This is a genomic window from Methanoculleus marisnigri JR1 (assembly GCF_000015825.1).
Taxonomy (GTDB): domain Archaea; phylum Halobacteriota; class Methanomicrobia; order Methanomicrobiales; family Methanoculleaceae; genus Methanoculleus; species Methanoculleus marisnigri.
In genome coordinates this window covers 529,342-546,249 of the sequence record NC_009051.1, presented here as the reverse complement: position 1 = coordinate 546,249, position 16,908 = coordinate 529,342, and the positions used below count along the sequence as shown (strand labels likewise).

Annotated in this window: 10 protein-coding genes and 1 tRNA gene; 2 read left to right on the top strand and 9 right to left on the bottom strand. The window is 61.0% G+C overall.

The features are described 5' to 3' along the window. Positions 1 to 78 precede the first annotated feature (78 nt). The 3 genes from MEMAR_RS02740 to MEMAR_RS02730 all read right to left on the bottom strand — a co-directional run bounded on the left by MEMAR_RS02740 (position 79) and on the right by MEMAR_RS02730 (position 3,612). A complete protein-coding gene (locus MEMAR_RS02740; RefSeq protein ID WP_011843402.1) occupies positions 79 to 1,500 on the bottom strand; it encodes an aldehyde dehydrogenase family protein in 1,422 nt (473 codons plus the stop codon). Between the two features lie 26 nt (positions 1,501 to 1,526). Continuing rightward, positions 1,527 to 2,456 carry a galactose-1-phosphate uridylyltransferase gene (locus MEMAR_RS02735; protein WP_011843401.1) on the bottom strand — a complete coding sequence of 310 codons (930 nt, stop codon included), beginning with the start codon at positions 2,454 to 2,456 and terminating at the stop codon, positions 1,527 to 1,529. Between the two features lie 148 nt (positions 2,457 to 2,604). Continuing rightward, positions 2,605 to 3,612, bottom strand: coding sequence for a 5,10-methylenetetrahydromethanopterin reductase (locus MEMAR_RS02730; RefSeq protein WP_011843400.1), 1,008 nt, complete (start codon positions 3,610 to 3,612; stop codon positions 2,605 to 2,607). 343 nt (positions 3,613 to 3,955) lie between these two features. On the opposite strand from MEMAR_RS02730, the gene MEMAR_RS02725 reads away from it, so the two are divergent. Next, complete coding sequence (locus MEMAR_RS02725; protein ID WP_011843399.1) at positions 3,956 to 5,911, top strand: tubulin/FtsZ family protein; 1,956 nt, start codon at positions 3,956 to 3,958, stop codon at positions 5,909 to 5,911. Here MEMAR_RS02725 and MEMAR_RS02720 read toward each other — a convergent pair. Next, a complete protein-coding gene (locus tag MEMAR_RS02720; protein WP_011843398.1) occupies positions 5,895 to 6,863 on the bottom strand; it encodes a DUF128 domain-containing protein in 969 nt (322 codons plus the stop codon). The genes MEMAR_RS02725 and MEMAR_RS02720 overlap by 17 nt on opposite strands. Next, a complete protein-coding gene (locus MEMAR_RS02715; RefSeq protein ID WP_011843397.1) occupies positions 6,860 to 7,285 on the bottom strand; it encodes a dCTP deaminase in 426 nt (141 codons plus the stop codon). Before MEMAR_RS02715 ends, MEMAR_RS02720 begins: the two co-directional genes overlap by 4 nt. Before the next feature lie 55 nt (positions 7,286 to 7,340). Here MEMAR_RS02715 and MEMAR_RS02710 point away from each other — a divergent pair. Next, positions 7,341 to 7,412 (top strand) — tRNA-Arg (locus MEMAR_RS02710). 267 nt (positions 7,413 to 7,679) lie between these two features. Here the strand turns inward: MEMAR_RS02710 and MEMAR_RS02705 are convergent. The 4 genes from MEMAR_RS02705 to MEMAR_RS02690 form a co-directional block, all read right to left on the bottom strand. After that, complete coding sequence (locus MEMAR_RS02705) at positions 7,680 to 10,688, bottom strand: Ig-like domain-containing protein (RefSeq protein WP_011843396.1); 3,009 nt, start codon at positions 10,686 to 10,688, stop codon at positions 7,680 to 7,682. Between the two features lie 266 nt (positions 10,689 to 10,954). After that, positions 10,955 to 12,349: a carboxypeptidase regulatory-like domain-containing protein gene (locus MEMAR_RS02700; RefSeq protein ID WP_011843395.1), complete on the bottom strand. Its 1,395-nt coding sequence runs from the start codon at positions 12,347 to 12,349 to the stop codon at positions 10,955 to 10,957. Between the two features lie 40 nt (positions 12,350 to 12,389). Further along, the gene (locus MEMAR_RS02695; protein WP_011843394.1) at positions 12,390 to 13,913 is read right to left on the bottom strand and encodes an AMP phosphorylase; all 1,524 of its coding nucleotides are present in this window, start codon (positions 13,911 to 13,913) and stop codon (positions 12,390 to 12,392) included. Positions 13,914 to 14,147: 234 nt separating this feature from the next. Then, positions 14,148 to 16,469, bottom strand: coding sequence for an MEMAR_RS02690 family S-layer glycoprotein (locus MEMAR_RS02690; RefSeq protein ID WP_011843393.1), 2,322 nt, complete (start codon positions 16,467 to 16,469; stop codon positions 14,148 to 14,150). Between the last annotated feature and the right edge of the window lie 439 nt (positions 16,470 to 16,908).

The following is a 16,908-nucleotide window of genomic DNA, read 5'->3' as shown; positions in this document are numbered from 1 at the left end:
AGGATGCGGCGGATAGAATATCCAGAACTTGAGTAATACCAGGTACGAACTCATCGCCCAGTAACTGCCACATTCCACCTACGGCGAAAAGATCATCATCCGCTCTTCGGTCATCTCCTCGATTGCGTACTTCGGCCCCTCGCGCCCGATGCCCGAACCCCTGACCCCGCCGTAGGGGGCGTGGTCCATCCGGAACGTCGAGATGTCGTTGACCACCAGGCCGCCGACCCGGAGTTCCTCAAACGCCTGCGCGATCCTCCGGGAATCGTGGGTGAAGATGCCCGCCTGCAGCCCGTATTCGGTGTCGTTCGCGAACGCTATCGCTTCTTCGAAGGTCTCGTAGGGGGCGACCGTCACCACCGGGGCGAAGACCTCGGTCCGGTTCACCGCCATATCCGGTGTCGTGTCGACAAGGATCGTCGGCTTGAAAAGTGGGCCGTCGCGGGTTCCGCCGACGAGCACCTTCGCGCCGCCTGCGATGGCGTCCTCGACCTTTGCAAACGCCGTCTCCGCGGCAGGCGCCGAGATCATCGGCCCCACGTCGGTGCCGGGCTCGCGCGGGTCGCCGGTGGTAAGGGCGCGGGCCCGCTCGACGAGCAGCGCGAGCGCCTCCTCGTAGATCGGGCGGTGAAGGTAGACCCGCTGCACCGCGATGCAGGTCTGGCCGGCGTTCGAGAAGGCGCCGGCAACGATGCGGCCAGCCGCGAAGGGGATGTCGGCATCTTCGTGAACGACCACGGCCGCGTTGCCGCCAAGTTCCAGCCCGACGCGTTTCCGTCCGGCGATCTCCCGGAGGTGCCACCCGACAGCCGGGCTCCCGGTGAAACTCACGCAGGCGACCCGGTCGTCCCGCACCATCCGCTCCGCAAGATCGGTGTGGCAGGGGACGACGCTGACCGCTTCGGGCGGGATGCCGGCATCAAGAGCCATCTCACCGAGCATCAGCGAAGAGATCGGGGTGGCCGACGCAGGTTTGAGGACGACGGAGTCCCCAGCGCCGATGGCCGGTCCCAGTTTGTGGCAGGCAAGGTTGAGCGGGAAGTTGAACGGCGTGATCGCGAGCACCGGGCCGAGCGGGAACCGGCGAAGGCAGCCGACCCTCCCTTCCCCGGCCGCGTTCCAGTCGAGGGGAAGGATCGTGCCGTCGATCCGGCGCGCTTCCTCGGCGGAGACCTCGATCGTCTCCCGTGCACGCACGACCTCGCTTTCGGCGAGAGCGCGGGTCTTCCCCGCTTCGAGCATGATCGTCCCGGTAAGTTCGGCGGACCGTTCCCGGATGAGATCGGCGAGGTTGTAGAGGATCTCAGAGCGGCGGTGAGCCGGAAGGCGGCGGGTGAGGGAGAACCCGCGTTCTGCACAACGGAGGGCGTCCTCAACGTCGTCGCTCCCGGCAAGGCAGACCCGGCCGACAACCTCCCCCGTGTAGGGGAACCGGACGTCCAGGATATCGGTGCTTGTTCGCCATTCTCCACCGACCAGGAATCCGCGCGGCTCTGTCATGAAAAGGAGTTACCGCCGGCACACAATCAACTTTTCGCCCGGAAGAGCGCGCCCAGGTCTTCGGGGAGTGTCAGGATGACCGGTTCCAGGTGCAGCCGCTCCATGAACGCCGAGTCGCACATGGAGAAGGTGTTCGGGTTTAACCGTGCGATGATGGAGCAGAAAGCACGATGGCCCTGCCCGGCTGTTCCGGGGGCATCAAAGAAGATCGAGGCGTTGAAGGCGTGCGTGCCGAGGCTCCGGTAAAAGTCGACGACACGGAGGATTCCGTCGGCCAGTGGCTCGATATATGGTTCGAGTTCCTCAAGCGTCGATATCGGGAGGATTCCCCGCACCTCACGCTCGCCGAGCGGGACGGGGTTTGCCGACCAGAAGATCTCGTTCTCGAAGAGAAAACGCTCCGAGCAGCGTTCGCGCTCTACGAGATCGTCCCAGTAGAGACGGCCGCGATCGGCGAGATAGCGGCGACCGCCGGAGATGTAGAGCTCCGCAAGGCGGGTGGGCTCTGCATCGGCGATGCCCTGCAGGTGCGGGTGGACGATGCTCGCACCGGCCGATGGGAGATTATTCCAGTTGATGCTTGCATATCCAGGAGTTCGAGCGAGGGCCGTTGCCGTGCCGGATATGGCATCGGCGAGACACCTCGCGTCGAACCGGCCGGGCCCGTGATCGGGCGTGATCACCGTAACCACGTGACGCCCGGCGAACGGGTAGAGGTTAGGGAACGTCACGCTCTCCCCGCACCGGAGCCGGCTGCCGTCCTCGAACGTCGGGGTGGAGGAATCTATCGCATCGGGGCAGAAGGGGCAGCCTTCGCGGGATGAAGGCATGGCAGGAACGGTATCGATCTGCCTCTCGACCCGGACGGGACTGATCCGGCACCGGATGCCCGTGAGAGATTCCCGCCGGTACTGGAGAATCCCCCGCTCCGTCAGGATCTCACGGGTGGTGAACATGGTCCCTCATACTCCGGTTGGCGCGCCGAGCGTATAAAACCCTGTCCGGATTGCGGATGATAGTGCCGGAGGCCACGGCGAGACCCGGGAGTACCCGGTCCGAACTATCCGGCAATGTCGTAAAAAAAAGCGATCGTGGTTTCCCGCCTCAGACAATGTACTTGCCGAGGAGGCGGATGGAGTTGGTCATGTCGGGGCCGAGCGGCGAACCGAAGATGATCTGAGTAACTCCAGCCTTTGTGAGGTCTTCGCACTTCTGCTTGACCATGTCGGGGGTTCCGGCGATGGTGAAGGCGTCGATCTCCGCGTCGCCGACGAGTCCGCCGACGGTCTTGAAGTCGAAGCGTCCGAGCGCTTCCTTGATCTTCGCGACGTTGTCCAGGTTGAGGTTGTGGCGCTGGAGAAGCGCGGGCGGAGAGCCGGCGGCGATGAATGCGGCAACGATCTTTGCGGCATTCCGGGCCTTCTTCTCGTCCCTGTCGATGGACATGGCGGTGTAGGCGCCGACGTCGAACTTCTTCTTGTCGACTGCTTCCATCGCCTTCTTGATGATCGGGATGGCGACGTCGAAGTCCTTGGGGTTCGAAGCGTTGATCAGGGCGCCGTCACCGATGGTTCCAGCGAGCTCGAGCACCTTGGGACCCTGGGCACCGATGTAGACCGGAATGCCCTTCTTGCCGGGCAGGGTGACGCCGGTCAGCTTGGCGCCGTCGTAGTCGAAGAACTCCAGGTTGCCGCTCTTCTTGACCTCTTCGCCGGCGAGGAGTTTCCGGATCTGCTCGACACCTTCCTTCAGGTGACCGACGGGCTTGACGGGGTCGATCGCGAGCTTCGGGAGCGTCGAGAGGTCGCCGGGCCCGATACCGAGGACGGCACGTCCGTCGGAGATCTCGTTCAAGGTAGCCATGAAGGATGCAATGGCTGCCGGGGTGTCGGTGAACGTGTTCATGATACCCGGTCCCATCTTGATCGAGTCAGTGTTTGCCGCGATCATGGCGAGGGTCGGGTAGGCATGACGGTTGTTGTAGTGGTTGGTGATCCAAGCGTAGTCGATATCCTTCGACTCTGCAAGCTTGGTGTAATTCACCACCTGCTTGACGTTGATTGCTCCGGGCACAAATTCAATTCCATATGTAGTCAAGGCTATACACCTCATTGAGTAGTTACGTGCCGGGAGTTATATATATTATCATTTTGTGCTCTCCAAACGACACGTACCGCACAGGTAGTGCAAAACGGAGAGGTGTAAAGGGTTCTCCAGGACATCAGGTGATTCTTCTCCCTTACCTTCCAGGAGGCTTCAGCAGGGGGAAGTTAAACAGGAATATTTAAATATCCGTGTCCCGTGATTGGGCGCGGTTTCGCTCTCCGAGAACGTACAGAAATATATATGTCCGTCCGCCCACATATTCATCAATAGTTTTGGATGATATTCATACTTCTTTCGCGACAAAGGTCACTCAGGGCATGCGAAGGTATCAGGCGGGGAGTATAACCATATGCGAGTGCTGACGATAGGGTTGGGCGGCGCCGGCTCAAGGGTTGTGGATCAACTCTACGACCACGACCGGCGTAGCAGAGTCTACTGCATGAGTGCGGTAGCGATCGATATCGACCCAAACTCCCTGCTGCAACTCCGCCATCTCCCGGACCCCGCACGGATCTTCTTCCCGCGGGTAGATATCTCGGATTACGCTCATGTCACGGATGTGATCGATATCGAGGAGGTGATGACCCGCCTCCAGAGTCTGGATACGATGGAGATCGACGCCATCCTCTTCTGCTGCGGGCTCGGGGGCAGCGTCATCGATATTGCACCGCTCATCATCGACGAGATCCGGAAGTCCTACGTGGAGCCGATCTTCGCTCTTGCCATACTGCCGTGCCTGGAGGAAGGGAAGCGGGTCTCGGCCAAGGCCGCCGACGACCTCGACGTGCTCCAGGAACTCGTCGATGCCGTCATCCTCTTCGACAACGAGACCTGGTCGCAGAAGATCAAGGCGGCCACCGCTGCAGCCGAGGCCGAGAACACCGGCGTCATCGGCCAGCTGCGCCAGTTCCCCATAGGGTCGGACCCGAGAACACACTACAGTATGCTCAACGAGAGGATTGCGCGCCAGATCGGCCTTCTTCTTCGCGCCGGAGAATTCAACGAGTCCGGGCTCGACGTCGCCGAGGTCGTTCTGGATGCCGGGGAAGTCCTCAACACCCTGAAAGGAAACGGTTTCGTCGCCGTCGGCTACGCCACGGAGCGACTGCCAACCGGATTGCTGAACGTCCTCCACCGGCGACAGTCGCTGAAAGACTTCATTCAGGGTTCGCAGGAGAAGGCCGCCCGGATCATCTCCCTCGCCAAAAAAGCGGTCTATGAAGACGTATCGGTCCCCTGCGACCTCACGAGCGCCGACAAGGCACTGGTGCTGATCGCCGGGCCTTCGGCCGAACTCTCGATGAAGGGGTTCCAGACCGTTCGAAAGTGGATCGATCGGAGCATCGCCGGGCTCGAGATGCGGTCGGGCGACTATCCGGTGAAGAACACGTCGTTCGTGGGGATCATCATCGTGCTCTCGGGGATCACCAACATCCCCCGGGTCGAGGAACTCCGGGACATCCGGACGGAATACCAGCTTGAATGCGAGGAAGAACGGTTGAGGGCGGAAGAAGAGGTGCGGCTGCGCGAAGAGGAGGCGGCACGGGCAACCGGTGCCGCCCCCCAGGTGCCGGATGACGAGGGTGCCCGGGGCTTTGCCTCGCCTCTTGAGTCGGCATATCTCGAGGAGATCGAATACATGGCGGGACCAACCACACCGGAGAAGGATGAGATGATCACGCTCCCGGGCAGCGGCGGGAGCGGTCGGAAGCGCAAGGACGATACCATCGATATGCTCCCGAAAGCCGAGGCGAAGCAGGATGAAGGGCCCGTCGTCCTTCCCCCAAAGCCGGGCGGGAAGGAGATCGATCTCACCGGGTCGGCCTCGATCACCTCGTCGGTGCCCGCCCCGAAGAACGCTACCTTCGGCCTCAAAGGAATCAGTATCGAAAAGACAGGCCCAAAAGACGATGCGGTAACATATTCCACATCCTTAAAACCCGTGCAGCGACCGAAAGAAGGGGCGCTTTCTGCAGATGCGGGCACCCTGGACCGCGGGATACAGCGGCCGAAAGAAGGGGCGTTCACCGGCGATCACGTTACGCTCGGCAACGGGATGCAGCGGCCGAAGGACGGCCTCTTCGAGGAAGCCGGCCTGCACGTGCGTGAAGGGATGCCCTTACCGAAGGACGGGTCGCTGGACCAGAACAGCCGGGGATTTGCCAGATCAGGTCCCCGCCCGAAGGATGTCGGTCCCTCGCGCGGAAAACTCGAGGTGATCGACACGGCCGCCCGGCAGAAGAACCGAAACGAAGAGAAGGAACCGGACGACGACACGGACGACGGGATCACCTGGATCCAGTAGCGTCCGCTATTTTTTCGAACGGTACGGTTCCTGCACCAATCTCGGTTTTGATAGCGTAGCCTTTCTCAATGGCGTTCCCTACCATGTTCATGCCGCTGAGCGCAACGACGGAGAGACGGTAGGGGTGTTTCGGGAGGTTGAACTCACCGATGCCCCCTCCGGCGGGGAAGGTGAACCCGCACTTCTCCATCAGGCCGACGGTCACCTCCACCCGGTATCGTGCGGCCGCGGGCACCGCACGGACGTTCGCAAGCGCGACTCCGGCCCGGGTCGTCACCAGCCGGTTGATCGAGGTGAGCCCGGCGGATATGAAGAGGTGGAGCGGGTCGACCGACGTCCCGCGGTAGCCGATGAGATCGAGGAATCCGGCGGAGCCGTTCTCATCGACGGCAATCCTGCCGGCATACTCGAGCCTCGTCGGGATACCCATCTTCTGGAGAACGCCGTCCAGGGTGACGCTGCAGGCCGTCATGATCCCGGCGTGGCCGTCGGGTATGCGGGGGTCGGAATCGACGATCCGGTAGGCGTTGAGGAACCCGTAACCCGCCGCCGCCACCTCGTCGAAGGCTGCCGTGACGCCCGGGAGGTCTTCTTCCCGCACGAAGGAGAGGTTGTAGGCGACGCTCCCCGTGGCGGTCGCCGGGTCGAAGGTGCTCCGGAAGGCGAGCTGCTCGAGCCTCGATATGATGAAGCCGAGCCTTTGATCGACGAGCGCGCTCTCGCTCTCGGCGATCCCGGCCTCGGTGAGGAGGCGGCCCCGGTTCCCGGCCTTCTCCGTAAACCCCATCTCGTCGAGGTACTGGAGGTAGTACTGGACGGCGCGGTCGCTCAGGACGAATCCCCGTTCGGCCATCTTCTCGCTCAACCGTTTCGCCCCCAGGGGTTCGTGCGATTCCGCGAGAATCCGGAGGATCTCAAGGTACTTCCGTTCCGAACGTATCGATGGGGTCATCGTGTATGCACCGTGCCAACACTATCCTGGTACCTGCCCTGATAGAGCCGGTCGCCGTTCAACACTTCCTGCAGGATCATCTGCACGATCCGGTCGCCCGCTGCAAGGCGGATCTCCTCTGCGCCGGTGTTCGTCAGGCAGAGCGTCAGCTGGCCGCGGAACCCGGGGTCGACGAACCCGCCGCCGAGGAGGACGCCGCGACGGGCGAACGAGGAGCGGCACCGGAGGGTTGCCGCGAGGTCTCGCGGGAGTTCCACCCGCTCGAGCGAGGGAACGAGGGTGCAGACGCCGCGCGAAAGGACGGTCCCTTCGGCCGCGCGGAGGTCGTAGGATGCGGGCTGCCGGGATTCAGGGTGGTACGGCTCGATGACGAGATCGCCGTTCTCGCGCCGGCGATCGATCTCGCTGGATGAGAGGATCATTGTATAGGGTACTGACATAAAAACGCTTAATAACTTACGATAGAAACCGAAGAGGGGACCCATGGGGTAGTGGACATCCTTTTGGGCTTCGAACCCAAGGACGCGGGTTCAATTCCCGCTGGGTCCGTTGTTTTTTGAGGGGCGTTGTCCACGCACCCGAATATCGTTACATGAGCCGGATGTATGCCCTGTGCCGCTCTCCGACCGGGATGGGCGCAAAGAGCAATCCGGCACCGGGTACGTCGTCTGCCAAGGCGCGTAGCCAGATCCGGTATTCGTCCGGGCAGTGAACCCTGCAGGGATCCTATGTCTTTGGGGGTACAGGCCCCGGAAGAAGAAGGGTTCAGGGGCCCGGGGGCGCACCCCACCTGTTGAAAATAGGTGTCGGGGCCCCTCACTGGATACGGATGTACGAGCCTCCGGTCGCCCCGGCATGTACATCCATGGTAATCTTTTGCGAGGAGTCCGCGGTATCCGGTGCAGAGCCACGAACCCAGATGGTGTATTCTCCGGGCAGGAGGCCCCGCACGTCCAGCGTGGACGTTCCGCCCGTCGTCGTATTCGTGGCGGAGAGCGTGTCGAATTTCACCCAGGTGTACTCGTTGTCGTTGGAATAGAAGACATCCTCCGTCACGTCGTACAGACCGGTGTAGTTGAGATCCCAGGCGACCGGGAGGAACTCATCGATCGGCATCGTGCCTGTGAACACGAGGTTGTCGATCACCAGCGCCGCAAAGTCCATCCCGGTGTTGTTCAGGGGAACGGCCGTGATGAAGGTGTCGGGGAGTTCAAGCGAATCGGTGCCGTTGTTGAACGAGATCGTCGAACCCGGGCCGAATATGTTGATGTTGCCTTCCGTCTTCACCGCGAGCCTGAAGGTCGTCTCCCAGGTCTGGCCGAGGCGCACGGTGCCGATGTTGAAGGGGAGGTGCGGGTTTGCCGCGGTCCAGTTCGGCGTGTCGTCGCGGGTATGGCGGGGTATGATCTCATAATGATGCACCGTTTCGTTGTCGATCCAGCTCTCGATGGTGGTCGATACATTCTCTTCGTTGACATAGTCGAACACACTGGTTCCGGTGGTTAAATTCCCGTTCACCTCGACGTTCTCGAAGACGACGTCCAGTTCGGTATCGACGCCGGCCTCGGTCTTGAGTTCGCCGGCGATCTCGGTGTAAACCTGAGCAAGATCGGAGTCGGAGGGCGCATGATAGTGCGTTCCACCAGTCTCACTTGCAAGGGTTTCCATCGTATTCCATGTGTGGCTGCCATTGACAATGTCGTCCGAGAACGATATCATGTACAGCCGGACATTGTGGTTGTTCGCATAGGTAGACATTCTCTGCTCAGCGGCCCCGAGATCAGAGAAGTACGTATAATCGTTCTGAGTATTCGACCAATCAAATTTAGTAGTTCTCCCGGTACCTCGTGCAAGCGGGTCGCCATAGTAGTTATACTCACCGTCGCCAAGAACAACAACCGCTTTCACGGCATCAGAACGACCGTTATCCTTCAACTCGGTGATCGCTTTGTAAATACCATACCGCATAGGCGTACCCGAATCAGGGATCATTCCTGCGATGGTGGTGTTGATTGCTGATTGATCGTCGCTCAGTCCAAGATCGAGGGTTGCATATTCAGTGTAATACCTGTTGTTACCATAGTTTGCAGTGCGATAACTCAAGTCATCCCAAGTCCCGCTATCCCGACCAAGCCATCCGCCAACGTTCTGGCTATACTGAATAATATTTGTCTGCCCCTGGCCGCCAAAGGACACAAGTCCAAGTCGGTCGCGTCCATGATCTATCTGGACATTGAAGATCCTGGAGGCATCCATCGCCTTGACCATGCGATCGGGATAATCCTTCAACATACTTCCCGACCGGTCCGTGCAGAGCACCACGTCGATCGGGTCCGGCTGGAGCGCCCAGCCGTCGCCTTTCAACCGGATTGTGACGTCGACCGTATCGTTCACCGCCACCGTCTCGGGGGAGACCTCCGTCTCCACCGAGAGGTAAGGGTAGTTCTTCCAGGTGAGTTCGATATCCCGGCTGACGTTGCCCCACGTCGCCCGGACGGTCGCCTTCCCGGTCGCGGTGTCGCTCCAGCCCGCGACATCCGGATCGGTCGTGAACGCACCAGGGTGGAACTCCACAGTCGCATACCCATCGATGTCGGTCACGCCCGATGCCGCCGCCAGTACAGGATCCTGAGGTTGCACATAGGGCGAGGAGTTCATCGACACGATATCAAATGTCACCGTCTCGCCCTCGACCGGGTTACCCCTGACGTCCATCACCTTGGCCCGGATCCTCGAGACGGAATCGTCCTTGACATCCCGGCTCGGCATCGACTGCGGGCTTGCGGAGAGGAGCATGTTCGTCGGATCGGTGCTGGTGAACTCGACATCCTCCGATATGCTCACGCTCTCGTTCACAGCCGCCGTCGCGGTGATGATGGCCATGCCGACGGAGTCCTCGGGCCCGTAGGTGATCATCACCTGTCCATATGAGTTGGTGTTGAGGAGACGGCTCTCGTACTCATCCGGCTGACTCAACCGTTTCAGTGTAGCGTTCACCCAGAGGCCCTGCTCGCCCGAGGGATTCCCGTACTCATCGAGCAGCGTGTAAGTGAACGAAACCTTCGTCTTCCCGTCGGCCGGAACCGAACCGCTGGACGGAGTGATCTCCTGCGTGATAGCGGCCGGCAGCCCTCCCTCGCCGGTGATGGTGAAACTCTTGAGCACAAGCGGCGACGGGGGTTGGATCAGGACAACATTCCCGCCCGCCGTCGTGTCGACCCGGAGCGTTGCAGTGACGTTCCCGGCAGCGTCCACCGGCACCGTGATCTCGTCCGTACCGTTAACGAAACAGGCAGGCGAACCCACCATGAAGAACACAGTCTCAGCTACATTCCTGCTGTCCACCAGGTTTCCGTACTCATCCACCATCCGGACGACGATCTCCGTCGTCTCCCCGGCAGTCACCTTCGGCTCATACCAGAGGTTGGCGATCTTATGCGCCGCCGCGTGATCGATCTGCTGATCGACACTTCCGGTCAGGGGCACATCCACCCCCTCCGACACCGTCGCCGTGATCGTTGCCGTCCCGCTAAGCGTCCCGTGCCTGAAGGTCGCCGTGGCCTCTCCGTCACTGCCCGTAGTCACGCGCGCGGGCGAGATGCTCCCATACTCACCATCCACCGCAAGATCGATGTCGACACCGGAGACCGGATCGGCAGAAGTGCCGTTTGTGACCAGTATCGTGACGGTCGCAGTCTCCCCATTCCCCGCTACCAGCCACGGCTTATCAGTGCTAAGGGTAATATCGTCAGGTATCAGCGCACTGGCAGGGGCCGCGAGAAAGAGCAGCCCTACTACCAGGCATACATACGTCCATCCGTTCATACGTCACCGTATGTCTTCCTGACACACCATACCATATAAATGTTGTCAGTTAGAGGGACGACGCAAAAAGCCCCTTTCTCTAATCAAACAATAATATCTGCCTAAATTGAACATATATTTCTAAAGAACGTCTCCGTGGCGAAAGAATAGATACCGACTCACCTTCGCGCACAAATATCTTTTCTCCAGGGACGAATCCGGTCGCCGGGTCAAGAGAAAAACGCACTGCCGGAACCCGAACCGGAGAAGAAGAGGGGGTTGGAGGACTACAGACTGTCCCGACCGCGTGACTTGCTCCGATTCCGCCCGGCACGCCTGCGCCGCACGACCATGACCGCACCGAGGAGGACCGCGGCAACAACCCCGACGCCGGCCACGAGCACCCAGACGTTGAAATCCTGCTCCATGACGAGCGGGACGGTGAACTCGGCCGTGCCGAGCGGGATATCGGCGTTAACCGAGATGTTCCGGTAGCCGTCACAGGCAGCGGTGACGGCATACGCCTTGTTCGTAACGAGCGCCGTGTTAAGGTGTCCCAGACCATCGGTCACCCCGACGACCTGGCCGTCGATGACAACGACCGCTCCGGCAACCGGGTTGAGGTCGGGGTCTTGCGCGCGGATGGTCACGCTCGCCCGGTCGTAATCGAGTTCGGCGACAATATCCTCGCCCTGCCCGGAGATCTGGCGTGTCAAACGCCAGTCCTCGTAGCCGGACGCTTGCACCACAATCTCATAGGTTCCTGCTTGGATATTGGAGAGCATGAACCTGCCATACTGGCTGGTCTTGCCCTGCAACGTCCCGTTGAGATAGATTTCAGCCCCTTCGACCGGCTTCGTCGCCTCGTTGAAGACCGTTATCGAGACGGGATATTCAGACTTCGAGAGACGTACCGGGAGGAAGACATCGTCCACCTCGAGGTAGCGGCTTTCCTGGTAGGGCTGGTAATCGGGCGCCGTTACCCTGAAGGAGTACCTCTTCGCCCGTTCCAGGTGCAACTGCAGCCTGCCGTCGGCGTCGGTCACCCCGGCGCGCGCGTTGTCGATATACACCTCCACATCCTTGAGAGGAGTGGAAGTCTCGGCGTCCAGCACCTGAACACCCAGGATATCGTTGGAAAAGAGCAGGCACTGGACCGTTCTGCCGCTGCTCTCCATCTGAACGGTCTTTGAGAGGTCGTGGTATCCCGATGCACGGATCTCGACGTTGTACAACTCATTCGCCTTTACCGGGAAGTTCACGATCCCGCTGCTGCCGCTGACCTCCGAGTCGGAGTAATCGTTACCCGTAACGCGCACCACGCCGCCTACGATTGGTTTCAGGGTTCCCGCGTCGTAGAGTTCGAACGTGAGGGTCGCGTCCTCCCGTATCATATCGACCCCGACACGGGTCGCGTCGTAATCGACGTATTCCACCCAGTTCCGGTAGCCTTTCCGGACGACCTTCAGGTAGAGGTCTTTCTTCCCGGAATGGACGTAGGAGTAGATTCCAGCCGAGTTGGTGCTTCCCACGTAGTCCCCGTCGATGTATATCGAGGCATCGGCAAGCGCGTCATCGGTCTTATCGTCGGCCACGCTGATGCGCAGGGTGACCGCCTGCGCCGTGCAGCAGAGGAGGACGCAGGAGATAAGGATGGCTATGGCAAGACGACTTTTCTTCATGGAAGAGTATTACTGCGGTCGAAAATTTGAGTGCATCGGTTTACACCCACCGTTCATGAGGGATACGTTCAAGTACCATACCTTCCACAAGCACCGGCATCAGCGTCCGGCCGACCTCGATCGCACGCTCGAGCCGCCATTCGCGGTCGGCGTAGATGGTGAAGATGGGATCGCCTTTCCGGACCCGGGTTCCTTTCTTTGCGTGGACGAGCAGGCCCGCGCCGTGGTCATAGGGCGAACCGGCGAGCCGGGCGAGCGTGACGAGAGCGCTGTTGTTCAGTTCGATGACGTAACCATCCTGCGGCGCATTTACATCGAACCTGCACTCTCCCGGAACGATATCCTCGGCCTTTACGTTCGGATCACCACCCTGGATCTCGATGATCTGCCGCATCTTCTCGAGCGCCTTGCCGCTCCGGAGGATATCGGCGGCCGCCCGGGCACCCTGCCCCGGCCCGGCCTTCCCGGCCATCTCGAGCGCGATCCCGGCGAGGGAGAGGCTCTTCTGGATCAGGGAGTTCGGCTCGGTCGCCCCCTCGAGGACGGCGAGCGCCTCGCGCACCTCGAGGTTCGGGCCGATGGTGTGGCCGACGAGCGACTCCCCGTAGCTTAACGCACACTCGACCCGCATCCCGAGCCGTTCCCCGAGATCGATGAACTCCCGGGCGAGTTTCCGTCCCTCCTGGGCAGTCGCGATCTTGGTGTTCCGGCCGACCGGAATATCGATGACCACGAGGTCGGCGCCGACGGCGAACTTCTTTGCCATGACGCTCGCGATCATCTGGCCACGGGCGTCGATCCGGAGTGGGTATTCATAAGTGATGATCTTGTCGTCGGCGGGGGCGATGTTCGTGGCACCGCCCCAGACGATGGCGCCGCCGACCTTCTCGGTCATCTGCTGCACCTCGAGCGCCGGGAACGAGACGGGCGCGAGGACTTCCATGAGATCCGCGGTTCCCCCTGCGCCGGTGATGGCGCGGGAGCTGGTCTTGGGGATCAAAAGACCGCTCGCGGCGATGATCGGGGCGATCAGGAGCGTGATTTTGTTTCCCGGGACACCTCCGATGGAGTGTTTGTCGACGATGGGGTGCCGGGTGAAGTGGAGGCGTTCTCCGGTCTCGACCGTGGCCCTCGTCAGGTACTCCACCTCGTCCATGTCGAGGCCGTTGATGTAGGAAGCGGTGACGTAAGCGGTGATCTCGCCGGGCGAGAGGACGTCGTCGACGATGTCCCTGACGATATCCACGGTATCGTCTTTGGTGAACCGGCCGCCGTCCATCTTCTTCTTGATGTGCTCAAGGGATGCCGGCCGCTCGGCGCCGCGGACCTCGACGGGAGTTCCCTCGTCGACGGCGAGCGTGGCGTTCACCGGCCGGTAGACGCCTATGACGCCCGGCTCGATGAGCGAACCGGTGGTGTCGACGTGAGCCTGGGCAGTCTTTCCGGTCGCTTCGTCGACGATCTGGACGCGGTCGCCGTCGCGAACCCGCATGCTCCGTGCATCGGTGCAGTGGAGGAGAACCCCCCGGTTTTCGATGTCGAGCAGTTTCACAGTCAGTTTCATACGCGTAATCCCATCCTGGTTGAAATTGCGGTGTTGTACTACTTAAGAGCGGCTGATCGGCGGAGCCTGCAGGTAGTGTCTACCTCAAGCCCGCTACTCCCCGGACGGATCCGGCGCACCGTATACGAAGCGATGCCTTCCGTCCCGGGTCTGGATGTGAATACGGTTTTCAGTCCCGTATCCGGAAAAGCTCATTAAAACAGGCTCGAATAAAAAAATAGGGTTAGTTAGGGTTTAGTCCCGCCGGAGGACCAGGAAGGCAACCGCACCAAGGCCGGCCAGAGCAAGGAGTGCTCCGAATCCGGGGGTCGTGGTCGGGGTAGCCTCAGTGGTCGCGGTAGCGGTCGGGGTGACCTCGCCGGTCGCGGTCGAGGTCGGGGTAGCCTGAGTCGTCGGGACTGCCTCGACTACGTTGAAGCTCGCGGTCGCGGTCGTGTCGGTCTCGATGGACTCGACGGTGACGATGTACTGGTCGGGCTTGAAGCTGGTTCCGTCAACTTCGAACGACCAGGTGTTCGCGCCGTCACCCTGCTTGACCTCGGTTACGCCGGCAACCGAGCCGAAGCCGGAGGCCTCGCTCTTGGTGGTCGGCTGGAACGCAGAGGAGGTGACCTCAATGTTCAGCGTGTCGCCGACAGCGAGGTTGGTCGTGCCGGTGATCGTGAACGTGCTGCCTGCAGCCTTGTCGCCGATCGCGTCGATCCAGATGTTCGCCTCTTGGACGACGAAGGTGAGCTTCACGTAGGTGTCGTCGATGTTCGGCGAGTCGAGGGCGGTGATCACCGCGGTCGCTGCATCGGAGGCCTGGAGCCCGCCGATCCGCACCGGGGCAAAGCCGGAGTCATCCGTGCCGTTGATCCAGTTCGTGGCACCGGAGTAGATGTCGAACACCTTGTTCATCATCGGGTGCTGGATGACCACGAAGTACTGGCCAGCAGTGAGATCCTGGGTGTTCGTGAGTTCGTACTCGAAGCTGCCGTCATCCTCAACGGTGGCGGACTCATCGGTCAACTGCAGGTTCTTCCCGAAGATCCAGACACGGACGCTGTCGGGGTCGCCCTGTGCAGTTCCAGTGAGCGTCAGGTCGTCGCCCTTCGCGACGACTGCACCGCTCGAGGTCGCGGTGATGAAGCCGGACCGGAGCTGGATGGAAGTCGTGGCGTACTTGGCGTCAGAGAGCCTGGCCTTGTTCAGAGGCTTCGAGACAGCGTAGATCGTGTAGCCGCCTGCATCGAGGGATCTCTGGATGTCGCCGGTGTTCCACTTGAGCGACCAGGTGTCGTCAGCCTTAACGTCCGCCGTGGTGAACGAGGAGGTGACGTTGTTCTCAACCTCTTCAATGGTGTCGAGCTTGACACCGTTGCTGTTGAGGTTCGGGCCGGTCATGAAGAGGTGGACCGTCGTCGCGTTGTCGGTGCAGGTACCGGAGAGCGTGACTTCCTCACCGATGTAGTAGACACCGGTGCCGGACGCCGTGATGGTTACGTCGCCCTGCTCAACCCTCACCTTGACCTCATCGTAGGTGCTAAAGTCACCCGGGTCCTCAACGCGGAGGGTGAACTGCCGGTCGTCGGTGCTCGTGTTGGTGTTGAACTGGACGGTCCGGGTGCCGCCGGCGTTGGTCACGACGGTCGCATTGACGTCGCTGATCCCAACCCCAGCCCTATACGTGACATTGTTAACAGTAACCCCATTCTGGCCAGCTACGATGGCGGGGTACTCGCTCAGGGCAAGGCCGCTCACGTCCTTGACGTACAGGTTGTACATCTTGGCGGACTCACCGGTGATCGTCACGGTGAAACTGTTGCCACGAACGACGCTGTCCTTGTTGGACGTGATGGCAAGCGACTTGGTGAGGACCTCGAAGGTCACGGAGTTGGAGTCAAAGTCCTTGCCGTAGAAATCGCTGCCGCTGGGCCACTTCGCAATGGCGGTGTAGGTGCCGGCCTCGGCGTTCGCCAGATCGACGGGGTTCACCAGAGCGGTCGTGCCGTTAACAGCGATGGAGCCCAGGGGCTGATTGCCGAACTGAGTCGTCACACCGCCACCGGGCAGGGTGACTTCGATGCGCATCGTGGCGCCAGTGCCCGCAAGGCCGTTCAGGTTGTTCGTCAGCTTGAAGGCCACCGGGGTCTCGCGGGTGACGGACTTGCCGTCCACGGACTCCTGCGTGTTGGAGCTAAGAACAACACCGAGCGTTGCGTCGGGGTACTGGACGTTAACGTATCCCGCGGGGGTGGCCGTACTGGGGTCCTCCCCAACTGCAAACACGTAGTACGGGCCGGTCGTTGTGCCAACGGCGGCACGAGTCAGCTCCGTGATGTTACCAACGGAATCCGCCTGAATGGTTTTATCGATGGACCTGTCTCCAAAGTTGGTGAAATGGACCAACTGGTCGACCTGGCCTGATGCGCCAAATCCGGCGAAATTCAGCTGTTCTTCGCCTACATAGACGGTAGTGCCAGAACTGGAAACCACACGTGCCGCAGCCGGTGCAACGACCAGCGCAGCCGCGAGAACCATGGCGACTACCATCAATTTTGTCATACTCTTCATACTATACCTCCATTTGTGATGACATGAGGGAATGTGAACGCGAGGTACTCGACAGACGTCGAATACGGGTTCACCACGCTCTATACTCCGAATCACGGAATATGTCACAATATTTGTGGAACACTTAATATATCCTTTGTGGTCGACCGGGGATCTGGCGTCCCTAAAAGGCACCACAATACTGGAAAACGCCCCGAATGCGCCAGAATCACGCTTCATTCCCGGATCACCGGGGTTCATAGATATACGAGGATAAAAAACTTACTCCGGAAAAAGAAGGGGACTCCCGGCCCCGGCGGCGCTCCCTCCGCCCACCGTCCGCGCGCCGCCCCGACAGCGCCGCGCCTGCCCGGCATCGACCGGTGGGCAACGCCACGGACGCCCGCCTCGCCCGCACCCCGCCCGGCCGCCCCCGACGGCGGCACCACCGGAGCATGTA

What these genes read in the sequence shown, in the direction of transcription:
- MEMAR_RS02720 (WP_011843398.1), bottom strand. Translation starts at nt 6,863, where the DNA reads ATGACCCCATCGATACGTTCGGAACGGAAGTACCTTGAGATCCTCCGG.
- MEMAR_RS02705 (WP_011843396.1), bottom strand. Translation starts at nt 10,688, where the DNA reads ATGAACGGATGGACGTATGTATGCCTGGTAGTAGGGCTGCTCTTTCTC.
- MEMAR_RS02690 (WP_011843393.1), bottom strand. Translation starts at nt 16,469, where the DNA reads ATGAAGAGTATGACAAAATTGATGGTAGTCGCCATGGTTCTCGCGGCT.
- MEMAR_RS02695 (WP_011843394.1), bottom strand. Translation starts at nt 13,913, where the DNA reads ATGAAACTGACTGTGAAACTGCTCGACATCGAAAACCGGGGGGTTCTC.
- MEMAR_RS02730 (WP_011843400.1), bottom strand. Translation starts at nt 3,612, where the DNA reads ATGAGGTGTATAGCCTTGACTACATATGGAATTGAATTTGTGCCCGGA.
- MEMAR_RS02735 (WP_011843401.1), bottom strand. Translation starts at nt 2,456, where the DNA reads ATGTTCACCACCCGTGAGATCCTGACGGAGCGGGGGATTCTCCAGTAC.
- MEMAR_RS02740 (WP_011843402.1), bottom strand. Translation starts at nt 1,500, where the DNA reads ATGACAGAGCCGCGCGGATTCCTGGTCGGTGGAGAATGGCGAACAAGC.
- MEMAR_RS02715 (WP_011843397.1), bottom strand. Translation starts at nt 7,285, where the DNA reads ATGATCCTCTCATCCAGCGAGATCGATCGCCGGCGCGAGAACGGCGAT.
- MEMAR_RS02725 (WP_011843399.1), top strand. Translation starts at nt 3,956, where the DNA reads ATGCGAGTGCTGACGATAGGGTTGGGCGGCGCCGGCTCAAGGGTTGTG.
- MEMAR_RS02700 (WP_011843395.1), bottom strand. Translation starts at nt 12,349, where the DNA reads ATGAAGAAAAGTCGTCTTGCCATAGCCATCCTTATCTCCTGCGTCCTC.